Source organism: Microscilla marina ATCC 23134 (assembly GCF_000169175.1).
Lineage (GTDB): Bacteria > Bacteroidota > Bacteroidia > Cytophagales > Microscillaceae > Microscilla > Microscilla marina.
The window spans coordinates 25,938-44,435 of sequence record NZ_AAWS01000031.1 but is presented as its reverse complement, the minus strand read 5'-3'; the positions used below and the strand labels follow the sequence as shown (position 1 = coordinate 44,435).

The window sequence follows — 18,498 nt, the reverse complement described above, 5'->3', positions numbered from 1 at the left end:
GCTCGGCAGAGCATAGCTCTAGCCATCGGTTCTTCAAAATTTAACGCATCTGAGCACAAAACTCATCGAAAATCACACTAAACGCGAAAATTTAAACAAGCTCTAATACAAATAGATTCCTTTGAACAGGTTAAAACTTGATGCCTAACAATGTAATGTCATCGCGTTGGTCGGCATCACGTTGGTGAGCTTTGAGGGCTTCTTTCAATGCCTCTGCCTGCTGTTTTAGGGGCAAGCGGCTATTGTCTTTGATCAACTCTTTGAGCTGGGGGGTTCCAAAGTTTTTTCGTTCGGGGTTGGGGGTATCTATAAAACCATCACTGCTCAAATACAATATGTCTCCTTTTGCCAAACGAATGGTTTTGGTTTTAAAATTCTTCTGCATTTGCCTTTGCCAACCACCAATTGAGGCAGCATTGCCTCTTATTTCGTATAATGCTCCGTTGGTGATATAAAATAGTGGGCGCTTGGCTCCGGCAAACTTTACTTCGTATTCGCCATTGGGCAAAGCCTCTACCCTACACAAACAAACATCCATTCCTTCATCGTTGTTGGTTTCGGCTTGTTTCAAACTGTTATGAATTTCTACGTGCAGCGTCTGTAAAACCTCGGCAGGATCCAGTATATGGTTTTCATTAACAATTTGGTTCAGGTACGCAAAGCCAATCATGCTCATAAAAGCACCTGGCACTCCGTGTCCGGTACAATCTACCACTGCAATAAAGGTATACTTTGCATTTTCGCCTGCTTGTTCTTCTGACAAGTTGTACCCTGACAAAGGGTCAAAAGGTATAGCCGAAGGTGCACTATATTTCAATGTTTTTTGTTGCCCTCTCTCGTGCTTGTCGTCAATATTTACATCGCTCAACCAATAAAAATCACCTGAAACAATGTCTTTGGGTTTATAAAAAACAAAATGTTCACTAAAATTGGCTTCCAGCTTGTCTTCTAAGGGTAAAATGGCTTTTTGAATAGCTTTGGCAGACCGGATACTATCGGTTATTTTTTTATTGTGGTGCACCAATAACTTATTCTTATCTTCAATAGTATCGCGTTGATTTTCCAGCTCTTCGGCAATATACTTCAGGGCACCAGTTTGCTTTTCGAGCTGCCCTCTTTGCTCCGAAATTTCTTTATTCTTTTGTTTGAGTATTTCTGCGGTTTGTTTTTTAATGTGAAAACGATAGTAAAAAGTAAGGGCAATAACAATAGCAATGATAAACCCGGCAATGAGGTAATTGCGCATGCTGTTGTGGGCAATTATCTCGTTTTTCTGACGACGCAATTCCAAAAACTGTAACTCTTTTTCTTTGTTGAGCAATGCCATTTCCTGTTGATTGGGGTTGTTCTGATTTGACAGTTTCCAGAAAATATCTTGCTCATTGGTACCCAAATACTTTCTAATCACCTTGTTGATGAAGGGTTTGAAAGAAGGATCGTTGAAAAACACCTGCACAGGTTCGTCCCAATCGCTCGTTTTAGGAAAAAACACCCCACGTCCAACTTTTTTTATTTGAAAAAGCTTTTGCCGATTCATCAAAAAACCGCCTTGCCTGAAAGCCAGGTAACGGGCTACTTGAGTATAAGCCATAATATTGGGCTCATTATTCATTCGCTTTTTTATCTCCTTGGTTTCTTTTACATACTCTATTCTAAGGTTTGGCAGTAGTGTTTCCTTGAGTTTTTTCATGTTGTACTCATAGGTGGTATTTCGTATTACAAGCGCTACCATCCCGTTAAAACGACGCACAAACTCAGCTGAGTCTTTCACTATGGGTACGTTTTGGCTATTGATAATAATTTCAGTATCGGGCATATAAGGTGGGCTGCACTTGAGTTGTCGAAGACGACGTGGGGTAATAGACATAGACGAAACAGCAAAACTCCCATTGGGGGCAACCAAAATGGAATCAAACAACGGGGCAAAACTTTCAAAATACCGGTATTCAACTTTTAATTTTACCCCATAATTTTTCTCGGTAAACCTCACAAACTCTTGCATGAGTTCGTACTCTATGCCTTCCATTTTGCCTGCGCTGTTTTTGACAATAAAATGGGTGATTGGGTTATAATAAATCACTATTTTCCCTTGACCACTTAGCTTTACATCTTGCCAACTGGTAGACACCTGGGCACACAGTGTGTTGGGCAAATGCAACAAACTACCTACCAGGCACATTAAAAAAAACAGTGTGTACTTTTTATACATATTCTATTATTCAGCTAAATCGCTTCAAACTTTAAAACCCATCAATAATACATCGTCGGTTTGGGATTGTTTGTTACACCATTGATCAAACTCCTGGGTCACCTTTTCCTGTTGTTCTGTCATAGGCAAGTGACTAATGCTTAATAAAAAGTTGCGGAAGTTTTTACGCATATACTTTCGCCCTTCGGGACCGCCAAACTGATCTTGAAAGCCATCAGAAAACATGTAAAACACATCTCCTTTTTGTGTATCAATGGTGTGTAGTTCAAAACTCTTTTCTTTATTATATTGTTCACTCCCTATAGGGTATACTGACCCTTTGATGTTTTCGAGTACCCCATTTCTGATAAAATACAAAGGGTTTTTGGCGCCGGCAAAATAAAGCTTGTTTTGAGTTTCGTCCAGCATAATTACCGACATATCCATCCCATCATTTACTTGTCCTGCTCTCCCTCCTACTTTTGCTTCTCCTTTGGTACTCAAGCTTTTAATTATTCGCCTGTCAAGTTCTTTCAATATTTGATCGGGCATAGTAGTATGGCTAGAGTTTATAATATCATCAAGCAAGCTATTTCCCATCACAGTCATAAAGGCACCTGGCACTCCGTGTCCGGTACAATCAGCTGCAATCAAAATTTTAATGGTTGACAAAGATACTGCTGCGGGTATGATAGATTGGTCATCGTTAATCATTGCAGCGGTACGCTTTCTGGTGGTGGTATACCAATAAAAATCGCCCGAAACAATGTCTTTAGGTTTCAAAAATATAAAAGCCTCGTCAAAATTAGAAATAATTTGCTCCGGATTACCCAGAATAGCATTTTGAATCCGTTGTGCGTATTGTACACTATCAGTAATATGCTTGTAAGCCACTACCAATTCTTCAGTTCTGCCCTGAAGCACATCGCGTTGGGCAGCTATTTCTTCGTTAATGTTGGTTAACTCAGCATTTTGTTCTTTTACTAAAGTAGCTTGTTCTTCCAGCTCGCTGGTGCGTGCTTGTACCAACTGCTCAAGTTTTTCTTTTTGTTGTTCTAGTATTTCCTGTTTTTCGCGTTCTTGCGCTATGTTCTTTGCCGATAACTCCTGTACCACGTCCAGTTGATTGCGTAGGTTAACAGAGGTTTTGGCAATATCGCGGGCCAGGTAAATAGATACAGTACCTGTGACACTTAAAATTCCAAAGTTTACCATCAACGCAATAATATTTGACGAGATTAGTTGCCCAATGGCAGGAAACAAAAATGCCAGTGTGCCCAACGGGGTAAAAATAATAAGCCCTACTACCCCGGCAAAAATTATTTTTGCCCCCTTTTTTTTACGACGTATTGCCACTATGGTGACTCTCAATGCTTCAATGCCACAAATCAATTGATATACCCACAACACTGTAGCCGACCAAGCAAAAAACATGACGGCTGCATTGACCAAGGCAAACACCAGAAACATAAATGAATGCCGAGGTACTTTGTTGTTAAACAAGGTGTACAGAAACTTAAGAAAAAATAAGGGAATAGTAATAGATAAAAGGTAAGAAGTAATGTTGAGCCAAATGATATTATCTACACTATGGGTATGCTGGTGCAAATAGCTTATATAAAAAGTAAAAGCAAAGTCAAGGGTGGCCAAGGCATAATACAGGTTGGCACGCTGTACAGGGTAAAAAATAAAGATAAATAAGTGCAGTAAACCTAAAGCAAACAAGATTCCTGAGCGTCCTATGCTTATCAAGGCATCAAACACCCTGGCATCTATCACATCTTTGATGCTTTGGTCGAGTGGGGCAATGTACAAATGAAAACCCGCAGTTCGTGCCCACCGGTTGAGGTTGCGGTGTAGCCTGAGCGCGTTCGAACTAGAGTACCTCACTGCTAATACTTGCCTTGCCTGGGTACCCAAACGCATTTTTACGGGCTCGCCAAAGGGGTTATACTTTACTTCAGTATCAGTGTTGATGCTCACTACCCCGTATTTATGCACCAGTTTACCATTGAGGTATACTTCAGAAGCGCCCCGTTGGTGCATCAACAAAGCAACGGTTTTGCCCCGCAAAGACTCCTCTATATCTAAGTGAATTCTGAACCAACCAATGCCTTCAAAGGTACCTTTTTTGATACGCTTAAGCCACAAACGAGGGTCAAGGTTTTGCCAGTTTTTGTCGTCATACCCTGGTTTTGCCCACACCGGATTGTCTCCCTTATGATACAACCACTCTCCCTGTAGCTTTTGTTTTTCTTCTACAGTAAACGCTTTTACTTTCTGTACCCGCTTTTGGGCTTGAACCGATGCCCCTCCCCACCAAAAACAAATAGAAATAATGAGCCCTATATACTTCAACATAATTTATTTGCTTACCAAAAATCATTCACAAATGCGATAGAGACAACTTGTTTTTTGTTAAAACGTCCTACAACACATCATCCTGAGCATTTATTAAGGAACATGTTCCTAACTAAAGAAGCTTAGAATAATGATCAATTAACCATCAATTTTGCCTGTGACTACTCTCCCTGATTCCATCTTAAAAATTAAATATACGAAAAACAGGCTTAAGCACGCAGTCTCTACAACTAGTTTAGGATTTTTTTAACCAATTTGCCCAAAATGCCCGCAATGAAAGCCCTCAAATATTGGCGCATTTTTTTATATTTGATACTACTTACAATATATTTGACCTTGCTATGCACTATTCTGAGTTTGGGTTTAATAAACTAAGTACCAAGGCAGAATCAAATATACCTAATGAGTAGGGTAAAGATCGTCACAAGTTCACCTCTAAAAAAACGTTACCCAGCATTGGTCTTAGTGAAACGAAACCAACACCCTAAACACCTTACCCAAGTGGTTTGCTGTTTTTAGGGTAAGCATTGCTCAGGTCACCCTTCGGTAAGACCTTCACAGGAAATGTGAGATCAAGAGTTATCCTTACTTATGGCTAATTACTTGCTGCTACTTATATCAAAACAAGTATTTATAATTATGAAGACCAACAGATTGAAGAATCAACAAGCCATTGCAGGGCAGGCACCAGGCACGCTTACCTACGTGGGTGCCGCCAAATCGAGCAAGGTTGACATTACCGTTATAGACTACGATGGAGTTGAGGTGTTTGAAGAAAAGGTGATAAGCGACGTAAGGAACTGTTATGATTATAAAGAAAAAGAAAGTGTAACCTGGCTCAATATAGACGGAATTCACGATGTGCGCATAGTAAAAACACTGGGCATGTATTTTAACTTGCACCCTCTGCTTATGGAAGACATAGTCAATACTCACCAGCGCCCAAAAGTTGAGTTTTACGAAGACAACATTTTTGTGGTAATGAAAATGTTAACGTATAAAAAAGCCATCAAAAAAGTAGAAGTAGAACAAGTAAGCCTCATTTTGGGCAAAAACTATGTATTGTCTTTTCAAGAAGACATAGAGGGCGATGCATTTGAAAATATCAGAGAGCGCCTCCGAAAAAAGCCCAATGGCAAAGTCCGAAACTCTGACTCTGCCTACTTGTTTTACCTATTGATGGATGCTATTATTGACAACTACATGGTAGTAGTAGAAGGGGTCTCAGAAGAGCTTGAGCAACTTGAAGACAAGATTATCCACGAGTCAGCCGGTGACCCTACCAAGGCCTTGCACAAGTTTAAGCGGCAACTCACTTTTGTAAGAAAAAACACCCGCCCAGTGCGCGAAATTATCAACAACATCATCAGAGAAGAAGACGACGCCGGAAAGTTTCTAAAATCTGTTCACCTATATATCAGAGACTTATACGACCACACCATTCAGGTAATTGACAATACCGACTCTCTGGTAGACATGAACAGCAATTTGTTAGACACTTACTTATCAATGTTGAGCAACAAAACCAATGATGTAATGAAGGTGTTGACGATTTTTTCTACCATATTTATGCCGCTTACTTTTATTGTGGGGGTGTATGGGATGAATTTTGACGAAATGCCCGAAGTACATACCAAATATGGTTATTACATTATTTGGATAGTAATGATTAGTACAGCCAGTATTTTATTCTACTATTTTCGACGCAAGCGTTGGTTGTAACTCTCCTGCTTTACAAACAACCTGCCCTGGTCTCGCCTTTGGTCATTCACGGCGTCTTCACCATAATATCCCCCTCCCTTCTATAGCACGATTAGACCAATGTTAGGTTGGGCAATAATTGACTAGTGCATCAGGGACTAAGTTACTCACATATTATTTGGCGACTTTTGCCCCCTGACTTCCTCGTAAAAAAGTTAGATAGCTATGGCTATCCGCCATTTTCACGACTCGTCAGAAAACAAAATTCATCCAAATTAATACGCAACTTATTTAATCCCTAATGCACTAGTCACATCTTTTAATTTTCTGGGCTATTTTGTGATGATGTAAGTAGCGACAAAGTGTAAAGACCGTTGTCTAAATGTTGTACATCTCGTAGCCTGGAGTTATAGACTTTTATGACAATGAGCGACCTATTTTTGAGGCAAGAAAGAATAGACAATATGTGGAGTATAAAATAAGGAAAGGCATAAAAAAAAAGATGCCTGGAGGAAGCGGCGTTGCCAGCTTTGCCCTCCAAGATCTTTCAACCAGCTATGGAAAGAAAGATTGAGTTGACTAATAATCTTTATCAACCAGCCCTAAAGATTATCCTCTAATCATTTCTTACGAAACAAATATAGGGGTTCACTTCTTGATTGGCTACTACAATTAGATAAAGGGTTGAAAAATATCGGTCAATGCGTTGATCTATTCGATAAACTGTATAAAACCATAGGTGAATGTCTTGCCTTTGCCCTCTCTCCTATTTTCGTTTCTTGCGCGAGTTGCGTTTGCCCCCTTTGTTCTTTGCGTTATCTTTTTTAGGAAAATCTTTCGTTTTTTTCTTTTTATCGTGAAATGCCCCTTTATAGTCAGGGTCTTCTTTGCGTTTTTGCCGATCTATTTCTCTGGCAATCACTTGTGCTTCGTCGAAGGGCGTTTTGGGAATTTCTACGGCTGCCGGAATAGGTTCCACTGGCACTTGCAGGCGTATAATTTGCTCGATTTTTTTCATATGGTACACATCTGCCTCAGTAATAAAACTAATGGCTTTGCCCGACTGCATAGCGCGTCCGGTGCGCCCAATGCGGTGTACATAATCTTCGTAAATCAATGGAATGTCAAAGTTAATCACGTGGCTCACCAGGGTAACATCAATGCCCCGTGCCACTACATCGGTACCCACCAAAATACGAATATCACCACTTTTGAAGGCGTTCATTGAGTTAATGCGGGTATTTTGCCCTTTGTTGGCGTGAATGACCCTTACCTGATCTTCTGAAAACTTGCGGGCAAGAAACTTATATACCGAATCAGCATTTTTGCGGGTACGGGTAAAAATCATTACTCGCTTGAAAGTCTCCTCGTCGGCAAGAAAGTGGTACAGTAAATTAATTTTAGTTTTGATATTGGGCGTTTCGAACAATACCTGTTCTACAGTTTCGGCGGTGGTAGCCTGGGGGGTTACCTCTACAAATTCGGGGAACTCAAGAAAATCTTCTGAAAGCTTTTGTACCTTTTCGGGCATAGTAGCCGAAAAAAGCAGATTTTGGCGCTTTACAGGTATAATCTCAAGTATACGATTGATCTGCGGCATAAAACCCATATCCATCATTTTATCTGCCTCATCCATTACCAGGGTATTGATGTCCTTCAGTACCAACTCTTCGCGGCTATATAAGTCGAGCAGGCGCCCTGGAGTGGCAATGACAATGTCTACTCCCGCCTGAATAGTTTCTATTTGGGTTTTGGGTCCCAACCCTCCATATACACAGGTAAACCTAATGTCAGTATGTTGGCTATAAGTTTCTACTGCTTTCTCTATCTGAATTGCCAGCTCACGGGTGGGTGCCAAAATCAAGGCACGAGGATGCATGCCCTGGGCATATTTTATTCTCATAAGTATAGGCAGCACAAAAGCAGCTGTTTTACCTGTACCAGTCTGGGCTACTCCCATTACATCGTGCCCGGCAAGCACCAAGGGGATGGCTTTCTCCTGAATAGGGGTGGGATTTTCATAACCTGAATCGGTGATTGCCTGAAGTATTTGTTTATTTAACTTAAAGTCTTCAAAAGTTGCCATAATCATAGGAAGTGGGGTTGTCAAAAGTTTGCAAAATTAACCAATATATATGGTAACTAACAGGCAAAGAATAACTTTTCGCTGATTGAGCCATAAGAGCTTGTTTAAAAATCATTAATCAGGTCCCCGAATCAAGTTCGGGACTGTGAGCTTTTACGTGCCTTTCCTGATTATATATTGTCAAACCGAACCTACAGCTGCGCTGTGGTGAGCTCAACAAAGTTAATTTAGCTAAAGCAGAGCTCACCGTAGCAAAGCTACAGGTTCGGTTATCAGCAATAGCGCTGCTATTTAGCTTCGCAGAGCTCGGCAGAGCATAGCTCTAGCCATCGGTTCTTCAAAATTAGTTTAAATGCTAATTTTCAAAGGTGAAACAGAGCTCGCTAAAGCTCGGTTTGACGCATCTAATCTAAAAACTCATCATAAAATCTCCTATAAACGACCGCTTTAAACAAGCTCTAAAACCGCATTCGTTGCTTGTTTGAGACCCAATAACAAAAGGTGCACATTTAATTAAATGTACACCTTTTGAATTCTGAAAAATGCTTTATGACCACTAAAATGCCTGGATAATACTCAGGTAAAGTGGCATTCCCAGCGTAATATTCAGCGGGAAAGTAATGGCCAGCGCCATGGGTATATACAACCCCGGATTGGCTTTAGGAGCAGCTAACTTCATGGCCGCAGGTACCGCTATATAAGAAGCACTGGCTGCTAAAATAGCAAATAAAAACTGGTTACCGTGGCTTTGGGTCACTACCTTACTTACAATGGCTACTGTGCACCCGTTGAAAATAGGCATAATCAATGCAAATAATAGTGGCAACCAACCTTGGTCTAAAAAAGAAGAAAGTTTTTTACCACTGGTGATTCCCATATCTAACAAAAATACCGCAAGAAAACCCTTGAAAATATCGGTAGTAAAAGGCTTGATACCCTCTGCCTGCTTTTCGCTTGCCAAAAATCCAATGATCAAACTACCTATAATGAGCAATACACTGCCGTTGGTAACTGCGTGTCGCAATACTTGTTTAAAGGAGGTTTCGTTATCGCTGTTACGCTTGCGAAACAAACGCATGAGCAATACCCCAATAATAATAGAAGGCGCTTCCATCAATGCCATTACAGCCACCATTTGTCCACCAAACTCCATGCCTTGGGTTTCGAGAAATGAAATGGCCGTAACAAAAGTAACGGCACTTACCGAACCATAAGCAGCTGCTATAGCTCCAGCATTGTCTACGCCTATGCGCTTACGCAAAATAAAGAATGAGTAAATGGGCACTACCAGTGCCAGTAACACCCCAAAGAGTAAAGAAAAGAGTATTTCGCCATTGAGCGGACTATGCGACAGCTCTTGCCCTCCCTTGAAACCAATAGAAAACAGCAGGTACAAGGAGATAAATTTAGACGAGTTTGCCGGAATCTCCAGGTCACTCTTTAGTTTTACTGCTATAATTCCAAGAAAGAAAAACAAAAGTGCTGGATTAGTCAAATTGTCAATCAGCAAGCTAAGATCCATTGAATTAACTTTTTAGTTATAAAATATATGAACAATTAATCAGTTTCCGTCATGCGATCATCTTTGTAAAACCCAGTGTTACCCGCAAAAACAGGCAATCTCACTTGTAAGGTAAATTACTTATGAAATTGCCTGTTTTTGTTTAGCCCATGGCTTTGTAAGAATAGTAAAAAAATCACTATTTATATTTAAAGACCGGATCTAAATGGTCGGTTGTGTTTACAGTATGGTTTAAGTTTTGAAGCTTGCCATTTTCTATATTAAACACCCAGCCATGAATGTAAGGAAACTCCCCTTGTTTCCACTCCTCTTGTATAAAAGAGAGCTTTGATACATTATTGACTTGCTCTTTTACATTCAGTTCAATAAAGCGATGTTCCCGTTCTACCAAGTCTTCGATGGCTTCAAGCTCTTGTTGGTGTATTTGGTATACATTTTTAATGTGTACAATCCAATTATCCAACAAACCATAAGAATCATTGCTCATGGCTGCTTTTACTCCTCCACATCCGTAATGCCCACAAATAATAATGTGTTTTACGTGAAGTGCTTTTACTGCATAGTTTACCACGCTTAGTAAATTATAGTCTGTATGCACTACCATATTTGCCACATTGCGTTGTACAAAAATAGACCCTGGCAGTGAGTTAGTAATCTCTTCGGCAGGGACGCGGCTATCTGCACAACCAATCCATAAAAACTGGGGGTGTTGCCCCTCTGCCATACTGTCGAACAAATCGGGAGTAGACTCTGTCGTACTTTTTACCCAAATTTCGTTTCCTTTCAATAATTCATTAAAGGTATTCGCCATATTGTGAGATGGTTTAAATTTTTGTGAAAATTGACTATAAACACTCTGTCATGAAAGACTATAGTTCATATATAGCATTTTTTTTCTCTAAAAATTAGTCACTCAAAGGGAAACCTTCAAAATTGAGAGTAAAATTATTGCGGTGCAAGTATATTGCTTTTTGCTTTAAAAGTAAAACTATCATTATTGATTTTATTACTCTCTCACCTGTTCAACACCGAATAATTTAGCCAAATTACCCCCTTTCGCTTGGTATTATCTACTGTTTTTTATCCAAAACACTTTTTTTTATCCATCACTATTACCTGAAATAGGTATATAATATTGTAGGTACTTTTTTAATATGCCTAATTTAAAACAATAGAACTATGACAAAGAAAAGACGTTTGCTCAAAACCCGGTTGCTGTCTGGCTACCTACTATTCGCCTTATGGTTGTCATCTGCCTTTAAGGTACTGGTAATTATCCTGATGGCTTGGTCTCTTCTAGTAGTTAGTTATTTTGGCTTTAGTAGCGAAATAGCGATCACACCAGATACTAAAGAGATAGAAAAGAAGTACTCTGATGAAGGGATTATGTTTTCCTTGTTTTTTACAATGCACCTGGCAGTTTTAATAACGCTATGGATTTATCGCATCTACAAAAACCTGCGTACGCAGGGGATAAGCACTAAATATTCGCCAAAGTGGGCTACTTTCTCTTTTTTTATATTGGGAGTTAACTTTTTTGTCCCTTATCGAGTTATGCAGGAAATTTGGGTAAAAACCCAACACATAGGATTAGCAAAGGAAAAAGTGGATTACATACCTCGTAGTAGTACTTTAGTAGTAGTTTGGGGAGTTACATGGGTGTTGTATGTCATCATATTAACTGCTGCTTGTGTACCACCTATGTTTGGCATAAAATACCAGTTTGGTTTTGGCGCCCTCTTTATTATACCAGTTATGATCAATAATATATTCATACTTTCAACAACCCTAGATATTACTTTGTTGGCATTTATTACCCAAATAAGGAGATTTGAAAAAAAAGCGATGCAACGTATCAAAGCATTGGAAGCCCAACAACAAGATCAAGCGTAAAAACTAACGTTGCCAGCGGTTTTGGTAGAGTACTACTACTGCAGCAATGGCACCTACCAACAAAGAAAACAGCACTTGGGTAAGATGGATGACAGTGGCCAAGGTGAGTGCTGGGGTGGCAGCAATCAAGAAAGGAGATAAACTCAAACCTTTGGTCACCAGAAAGTGGTAGGCACCCATGCCCCCACCTTGTATGGGCACCGACTTGCCTATACTACCCAATACCAACAAAAACAAGCCTCCCTGGATACCCAATGATTGGGTGGCAGGCATAGAAAAAAACCAGCAATAGGTCATCAGAAAGTAACAAAACCAAATAAATAGGGTGTGCCCCAAAAACGCCCAGGGACGACGCATATAGCGAATACTCATCAAACCTTTGAGCACTTCTACCATAAACTTGCGTATTTTCAAAAACCAGCGCCGCTTAATAAGCACCCGCCACAACAGCCCCAATAAAAGTAAAAAACACCCCCCGGCGGCTGCTAATATGTATAGCACATTTTGTTTTTGTCGCAATGACTGTTCAAGCGGAGCAAAAATATATTGCCGAAGAAAATCTGCGGCAATGTCGAACTGGAAAAAAAAAGTGAATACAACCAATAGAAACAAACAAAAAACATCTATAGCACGCTCCGCCACTACTGTACCCACGGTGGCTTCGAACCCAATATTTTCGCTGCGCCGTACTGCCACACACCTCGACACCTCGCCCAAACGAGGCACGCCCAGATTAACAAAGTAACCAAACATAAGCGCCCACCATACATTCACCACCGATACAGGCTTGTTTTGGTCTATTTTGAGCGGATCAAGCAGCAATTTCCAACGCATTGCCCGGCTCGCCTGCCCCAATAACGACACCCCCAACACTGGTATGCTCCAGCTATAGTTTACCTTGCGCAGCTCTTGGGCAATCAGTGTAAAGTTTTGCTCCTTAAATGCCAACCAAAGCAAGGCAACCCCTAACACCAGGAAGAAAATATTGAAGAGTGTTTTTTTCATTCGGCAAATAATTGGAGATTTAGCGTACAATAGTCCATAGTATTTAGTCGATAGCTGATTCGAGTAAATGTTTACCTTGTTAAATGCTGTAAACCAGTATTTTATATTAAGATTGCTTACTCAATTTATTTTTAAAAGTGTGTCGGTTTTACACCCAAACACCCAATTAAATAGTTTTTAAATTCGTAAATAACTGAGAACCAGCAAACAACTTTGACTAAAATCACTGCGGAGTATTGGCGTACTCACAGGCTTTTAAAGATTTTCTGTACCTTTAGAAGGGCTTCTACCAATTGATCTACCTCAGCCAAAGTGTTATATACCCCAAAAGATGCCCTTGCTGTACCTGGCACGCCCAAGCGACGCATCAATGGCATAGTACAATGGTGTCCGGCACGAATGGCCACCCCCGACTCGTTCAAAATAGTGCCTATGTCGTGAGGATGTACCTCATCGAGCAAAAAAGAAATAATACTACTTTTTTCCGAAGCAGTCCCTACGATTTTTACACCATCGATTGCGCTGAGTTTTTGGGTAGCATACTCCAGCAATTGCTTCAGGTGTGCATCTATATTAGGTAAACCCAAAGTTTGAATATAGTCTATAGCAACACCCAGCGCAATGGCTCCGGCAATATTGGGGGTGCCTGCTTCAAATTTCTGAGGAATTCGATTGAAAGTACTTTGTTCATAAGTTACTGTTTGAATCATTTCGCCCCCATATTGGTAAGGCAACATGGCCTCAAGATGCACAGCCTTGCCATACAACACCCCTATGCCAGTGGGGGCGTACATTTTATGCCCCGAAAACACAAAAAAATCACAGTTCAACGCTTGTACATTGATCGCTCGATGCGACACACTTTGTGCCCCATCAATCAACACTGGTATTTGCTGTTTTTTTGCCAAAGCGGTCATTTCATCTATAGGGTTTACAGTGCCCAAGGTATTGGAAATATGCACCAACGCCACCATTTTAGTTTTTTCGGTCAGCATTTGGGCATATTCGTCCAGCAATACCTCTCCCTTATCGTTGATGGGTGCAATGCGTAAGCGTGCCCCGCACTGCTTACACAGTACTTGCCAGGGTACCAGGTTTGAGTGATGCTCCATTGCCGACACTACCACCTCGTCGTTTGGCCGTAGCCGAGGTGCCAAAAAAGCCTGCATCACCAGGTTTATACTTTCGGTAGTACCACGGGTAAAAACTACCTCGTGAGCATTTGCAGCATGGAGCAAGTTTTTTACTTTGGTTCGGGCAATTTCGTAGTTTTGGGTGGCTTGTTGGGCAAGGTCATAAATGCCCCGGTGAATATTGGCATTGCCTGTCTCATAAAACGTATTGATACTGTTGATTACTGACACAGGTTTTTGGGTGGTGGCAGCATTGTCGAGGTAAGCCAGTGGTACTTTTTTTTGTGCTCCCTGACTAATCAAGGGAAAATCGGCGCGTACCTTTTGGATATTTATCATGGTGTATGGCAGACTATGTTTTTGTTTGGCACTTTGGGCATAGGTAAGCTATTTTTGGCTGTTTACCAAAAAAGTGATGTTGTATCACATTATGCCTCTACATCAGCCCTTACCCCTATTACCAGAATATCGTCAATTTGTTCGTGATTACCAGGTCCGCCCGGAGCAGATACTTGCATCCATTCGTTGAGGGCACGGTTCAACACACGTTTTTGTTCGGGCATAGCATAAGCAGAAGTCTCAAGCAACAATTCGCGAAAGCGTTTTTTCATAAACTTTTTGCCCTCTTCTCCTCCAAACTGACTCTGAAAACCATCTGAATACATATAAAAAGTAGTAGGGACAGATATATCGATGGCGTGGGTGGTAAACTCAATGCCATCATTGTCTTGTCGATGCCCATTGATGCTGTACACGTCTCCTTTTATTTCGTTTATTTCGCCATTCTGTACTACTATCAAAGGGTTTTTGGCTCCGGCAAAATACAGTATTTGCTTTTCCTGGTCGATGACACACAAAGACATATCCATTCCTTCGCGCAACATCGTATTTTCGCTCTTAAGTATTTGCCTCAGTATACCATCCAAACAAAACAAGATCAAATCGGGGGTATGTATTTTACTTTGTACAATAATGTGGCTCAAAGCCTGCACCCCCAACATAGTCATAAAGGCACCTGGCACCCCGTGTCCGGTACAGTCAGCTGCTACCAGAAAAACCCGGTTTCTATCTTTTTCGCACCAATAAAAATCGCCTGACACCACATTGCAAGGGCGAAATAAAACAAAATGTTCAGGCAGGTATTTTTGCATTACACTGTCAAGTGGCAAAGTAGCTTGTTGTATTCTTTGTGCATACCTTATGCTCTCCATTATATCGTGGTTTTTTCGGTCGAGTTGTTGGTATACCTGGGCATTGTCTACAGCAATGGCTACGTAGAGAGACAAGTTTTTGAGTAAGTCGAGATGATAATCACTATAGGCATTTTTGTTATAACTGTGTACTGCAATGACTCCTATAGTTTTTTGTTGTATAATCAAAGGAATATACATGACCGACTGGGGCAATTCTACCATCAGGTAGTTTTGCAAACGGTCTTTTTCTGTATCAATGTCTGCTATATACTTTTGGTACTCCTGCAGCACATTCCCCATCTTTATTGGTTGGCTGTTTTCTACACACCATACTACCAACTGGTTTTTGTTGGTAGTGTTCACTGGGTAGCGTTGGTTACGCTTGCCGTGTACAATGGTCAGTTTAAAAATAATGCGGTCGTTGTGAGGCTCATACAACCCAATGCCAAAGTTGGTCACATCCATTAATTCATTGATATGACGATAGATAGCAGTAAGCACCTCGTCAAGATCGAGCGAAGCAGTAATTTCTTGCCCTATATCGGTGAGCAACTGGATGCTCTGATAGGCTTGCTCTAAGTAGTTGTGTTGAGTTTGCAGCTCCTCTTGTTGTTGTTTGACCGCCTGATTTGCCTCACTTAGCTTTTGGTTATTACTGCGTTGTTTGTTGTAATAAAACACTAAAAAACCAATGATCAATGTAGCCAGTAACCCGCCAAAAGTAAAGTTATAAAACATCTGTGTTTTTTCCTGGGCAGCTTGTGCCAGCTTTTGTTTTTGGGCTTGTGCCATTTGTAGCGAGTCGGCTCTTTTTTCCAGCGTGTGCTTGTACTCCAGCTGCGCCATTTTTTTTATATTGTCAGAGTTAAACAAGCTGTCGGTCATTTTCTTAAACAGCACCAGGTTTTTGTAGGCAAGCCAAGGTTTTTGAGTTGCTTCGTAAGTTTTGGCAAGGTACTCTGCCCCATCTTTTACAATGCGTGGGTTGCCCAGTTGAGTAGCCAATGCTACCCCTTTTGTCAAACAAGCCTCTGCCTGAGCATATTCTTGCGCTATATAATGACCAACGCCCAGGTCTATCCATACTTCCGCTGACCTTCCCTGTTGCCCTATTTGTTGTTGTAAGGCAAGCGCCTTTTCAAAATATTTTTGTGCTTTTTCGGGTTGCTGTTGCTTTAGGGCAAGCCTGCCCAAGTACAGAAAACCATTAGCCACGCCGCTTTGGTGCCCTATTTGTCGGTTTACTTTCAGTGCTTTTTCAAAAAAATGAAGCGCTTTGTCATACTTGCCTTCGTATTGAAAGATCAACCCTTTGTTGTTATAATTGCCGGCAATGGCTCTTTTGTCTCCCGTATGGGTATTTATTCTCAGGGCTTTTTCAAAAAACTCCAGTGCCTTGCTGTCGTTTCCTCTGCTACGATAAATCAACCCAATGTTGTTGTAGTTGAGCGCCATTATTCGTTGGTTTTCGGTTTGGAGGCTGATTCTCAACGACCTCTGAAAAAACTCTAAAGCAGTGGGGTAATTCCCTTGTTGTTGATGTACTTCTCCTGTATTGTTTAGGGCCAGCGCCATCCCCCTTTTTTCTCCTATTTGGCTGTTCATCTCATAAGACTTACCCAAAAACTCCAGCGCTTTAGGGTACTTACCTTTCCGGCGATAAATTTCTCCCATGTTGTTGTAGGTAGCTGCCATTCCTTTTTTATCTCCTACCTTTGTCTTGGCATCCAGCGATTTCTGAAACCATTGCAACGTTTGCGCATAGTTTCCCTGATAGAAATACACTCCCCCTAAACCATTGTAGGCATCTCCTATTCCCTTGTAATAATTGTTGGTGCGCGCTATTTTCAAGCCTTGCTTATAAAGTTGAGCAGCGGCCTCATAATGGCCTTTTTGCATACTAATCCACCCTAAGTGATAATAGGCATCGGCTATGCCCTCAGGGTAAGGTATTTTCTCTGCCAACTGAATGGCTTCGTTGGTGTAATAAGCCACCAAGGTAGAGTCAGCGCTGCGGTATTGGTAGGCAATCAGGTTATAAGTATTGACCCTTTCTTTTTGAGAAATATTTTTCTTGAGTGCTTTCTGCAAAGAATCAACTTTTAGACTATTTTGCGCCCACCCACAAGGCAGTGCCCATAAAAGCATGTGTACAACAATACATAGTCTAAATATACTCATTCAATGATTGAAAATTGGTTGGTTTCAAGTTAATCAATTTGACTTGAAATTCTAAATATTTTTATTTTTGCATCATTTACCCATCAAGTAGTAAGGCCTTAGACACTTGAACAACAAGCATATAAACCTGGCAAACTACCTACTATACAGTTTGCTTTTGTTGGGCTGCAGTACTATTAATAACCAAAAAATGGGCGATTTGTTCCTATGGGTACGCATCTTACTTATGCAACCTGTCATTTGGCCAGGGGGCAATAAAAAAAGCCCTTGTGTCAACAACACAAAGGCTTCGATGTTATGAATAATAATAGTTAGTAATAAGCTTTCACTTTACCCAATATTTATTTCACGGGCTGGCTTGGGCTTGGCCTCTTCTTTTTGGGGCAAGTGAATGTTCAAAATTCCGTTTTCGTATTTGGCATTTACTTTTTGTGTGTCTACACTTTCGGGCAAGGTAAAACTTCTTTTGAACGAACCATACCCAAACTCTTTACGCGTATATTTCGCGGTATCTTCGGCATTGGTTTCTTTGGCTACTGCTGCTTTTACAGTAAGCAATTGCTTGTCTATATCTACCTTCAGGTCTTCTTTAGTCAAACCTGGGGCGGCTACCTCTATCAGATAGTCTCCGTTGAGTTCGCTGATGTTAACCAATGGACTGTTTTTTACAGTATCGGTGCCCACTACTTTGTTGATGTCGCGGTTAAAAAAGTGATTATAAGCGTGACTGTACAATGGTTTCGTATAAAATTTTACTAGTGACATAATTTTTTTTGTTTTAAGGAACGGAAAAAAAATAACCCCCGAATCAAGTTCGGGGCTGTAAGTTTTCAGTTTGGAGGTGCTCTTTCACCCTGATACTTCGTTACTTTTTTTAGCCGTAGCTATGGCTACGCCTGCAAAAAGTGCCTCGTCTCAGAATAAAATCCCTACCTCAAAATCGGTAATTTATTTTTTCACCATTCCTAAGTTTTAAAATATTGTTGCGTAAAAATTTCTAAATCAAAATCGGTTAGCCATGGATCAAACTGAATACCAATGCCAAAAAAAACGTTTTTCACGCCATTTTGTCTGCAAATAAATTTTAACGCACTCAAAAGCAAGACTTATTGTCATACAACAGATTTTTTACGCTTCCATATTGTCACTTCGAAGGTTTTTAAGGTTTCGGTTGGATGCTAATATGAGGTGTTTATATTTGTAGATAATAAGTAGTAAGCCATTAGCGGAGAGCA

The 18,498-nt window shown here is 40.7% G+C and carries 11 protein-coding genes; 2 read left to right on the top strand and 9 right to left on the bottom strand.

The features are described 5' to 3' along the window. Positions 1-130 precede the first annotated feature (130 nt). Positions 131-2,209: a SpoIIE family protein phosphatase gene (locus M23134_RS24040; protein ID WP_002700432.1), complete on the bottom strand. Its 2,079-nt coding sequence runs from the start codon at positions 2,207-2,209 to the stop codon at positions 131-133. A gap of 24 nt (positions 2,210-2,233) precedes the next feature. Next, positions 2,234-4,549, bottom strand: coding sequence for a SpoIIE family protein phosphatase (locus M23134_RS24035; protein ID WP_002700430.1), 2,316 nt, complete (start codon positions 4,547-4,549; stop codon positions 2,234-2,236). A 639-nt stretch (positions 4,550-5,188) separates the two neighbouring features. Between M23134_RS24035 and corA the strand changes: the two genes are divergently transcribed. Further along, positions 5,189-6,271, top strand: a complete 1,083-nt coding sequence (gene corA / locus M23134_RS24030) for a magnesium/cobalt transporter CorA (RefSeq protein WP_045114234.1) — start codon at positions 5,189-5,191, stop codon at positions 6,269-6,271. A 745-nt stretch (positions 6,272-7,016) separates the two neighbouring features. Here the strand turns inward: corA and M23134_RS24025 are convergent. The 3 genes from M23134_RS24025 to M23134_RS24015 all read right to left on the bottom strand — a co-directional run bounded on the left by M23134_RS24025 (position 7,017) and on the right by M23134_RS24015 (position 10,669). Continuing rightward, entirely contained in the window at positions 7,017-8,342 is a 1,326-nt protein-coding gene (locus M23134_RS24025) for a DEAD/DEAH box helicase (RefSeq protein WP_002700425.1), read from the bottom strand. Between the two features lie 550 nt (positions 8,343-8,892). Continuing rightward, the gene (locus M23134_RS24020; protein WP_002700424.1) at positions 8,893-9,858 is read right to left on the bottom strand and encodes a sodium-dependent bicarbonate transport family permease; all 966 of its coding nucleotides are present in this window, start codon (positions 9,856-9,858) and stop codon (positions 8,893-8,895) included. A gap of 178 nt (positions 9,859-10,036) precedes the next feature. Further along, positions 10,037-10,669, bottom strand: coding sequence for a carbonic anhydrase (locus M23134_RS24015; protein WP_002700422.1), 633 nt, complete (start codon positions 10,667-10,669; stop codon positions 10,037-10,039). Between the two features lie 368 nt (positions 10,670-11,037). On the opposite strand from M23134_RS24015, the gene M23134_RS24010 reads away from it, so the two are divergent. Next, complete coding sequence (locus M23134_RS24010) at positions 11,038-11,751, top strand: DUF4328 domain-containing protein (protein WP_002700421.1); 714 nt, start codon at positions 11,038-11,040, stop codon at positions 11,749-11,751. A 3-nt stretch (positions 11,752-11,754) separates the two neighbouring features. Here M23134_RS24010 and M23134_RS24005 read toward each other — a convergent pair whose 3' ends face one another. The 4 genes from M23134_RS24005 to M23134_RS23985 form a co-directional block, all read right to left on the bottom strand. Then, a complete protein-coding gene (locus tag M23134_RS24005) occupies positions 11,755-12,756 on the bottom strand; it encodes a lysylphosphatidylglycerol synthase transmembrane domain-containing protein (RefSeq protein ID WP_002700420.1) in 1,002 nt (333 codons plus the stop codon). A gap of 245 nt (positions 12,757-13,001) precedes the next feature. Further along, complete coding sequence (locus M23134_RS24000) at positions 13,002-14,228, bottom strand: aminotransferase class V-fold PLP-dependent enzyme (RefSeq protein WP_002700418.1); 1,227 nt, start codon at positions 14,226-14,228, stop codon at positions 13,002-13,004. Positions 14,229-14,317: 89 nt separating this feature from the next. Further along, a complete protein-coding gene (locus M23134_RS23995; protein WP_045114233.1) occupies positions 14,318-17,263 on the bottom strand; it encodes a tetratricopeptide repeat protein in 2,946 nt (981 codons plus the stop codon). Between the two features lie 330 nt (positions 17,264-17,593). After that, positions 17,594-18,028: an Hsp20/alpha crystallin family protein gene (locus M23134_RS23985; RefSeq protein ID WP_045114232.1), complete on the bottom strand. Its 435-nt coding sequence runs from the start codon at positions 18,026-18,028 to the stop codon at positions 17,594-17,596. Between the last annotated feature and the right edge of the window lie 470 nt (positions 18,029-18,498).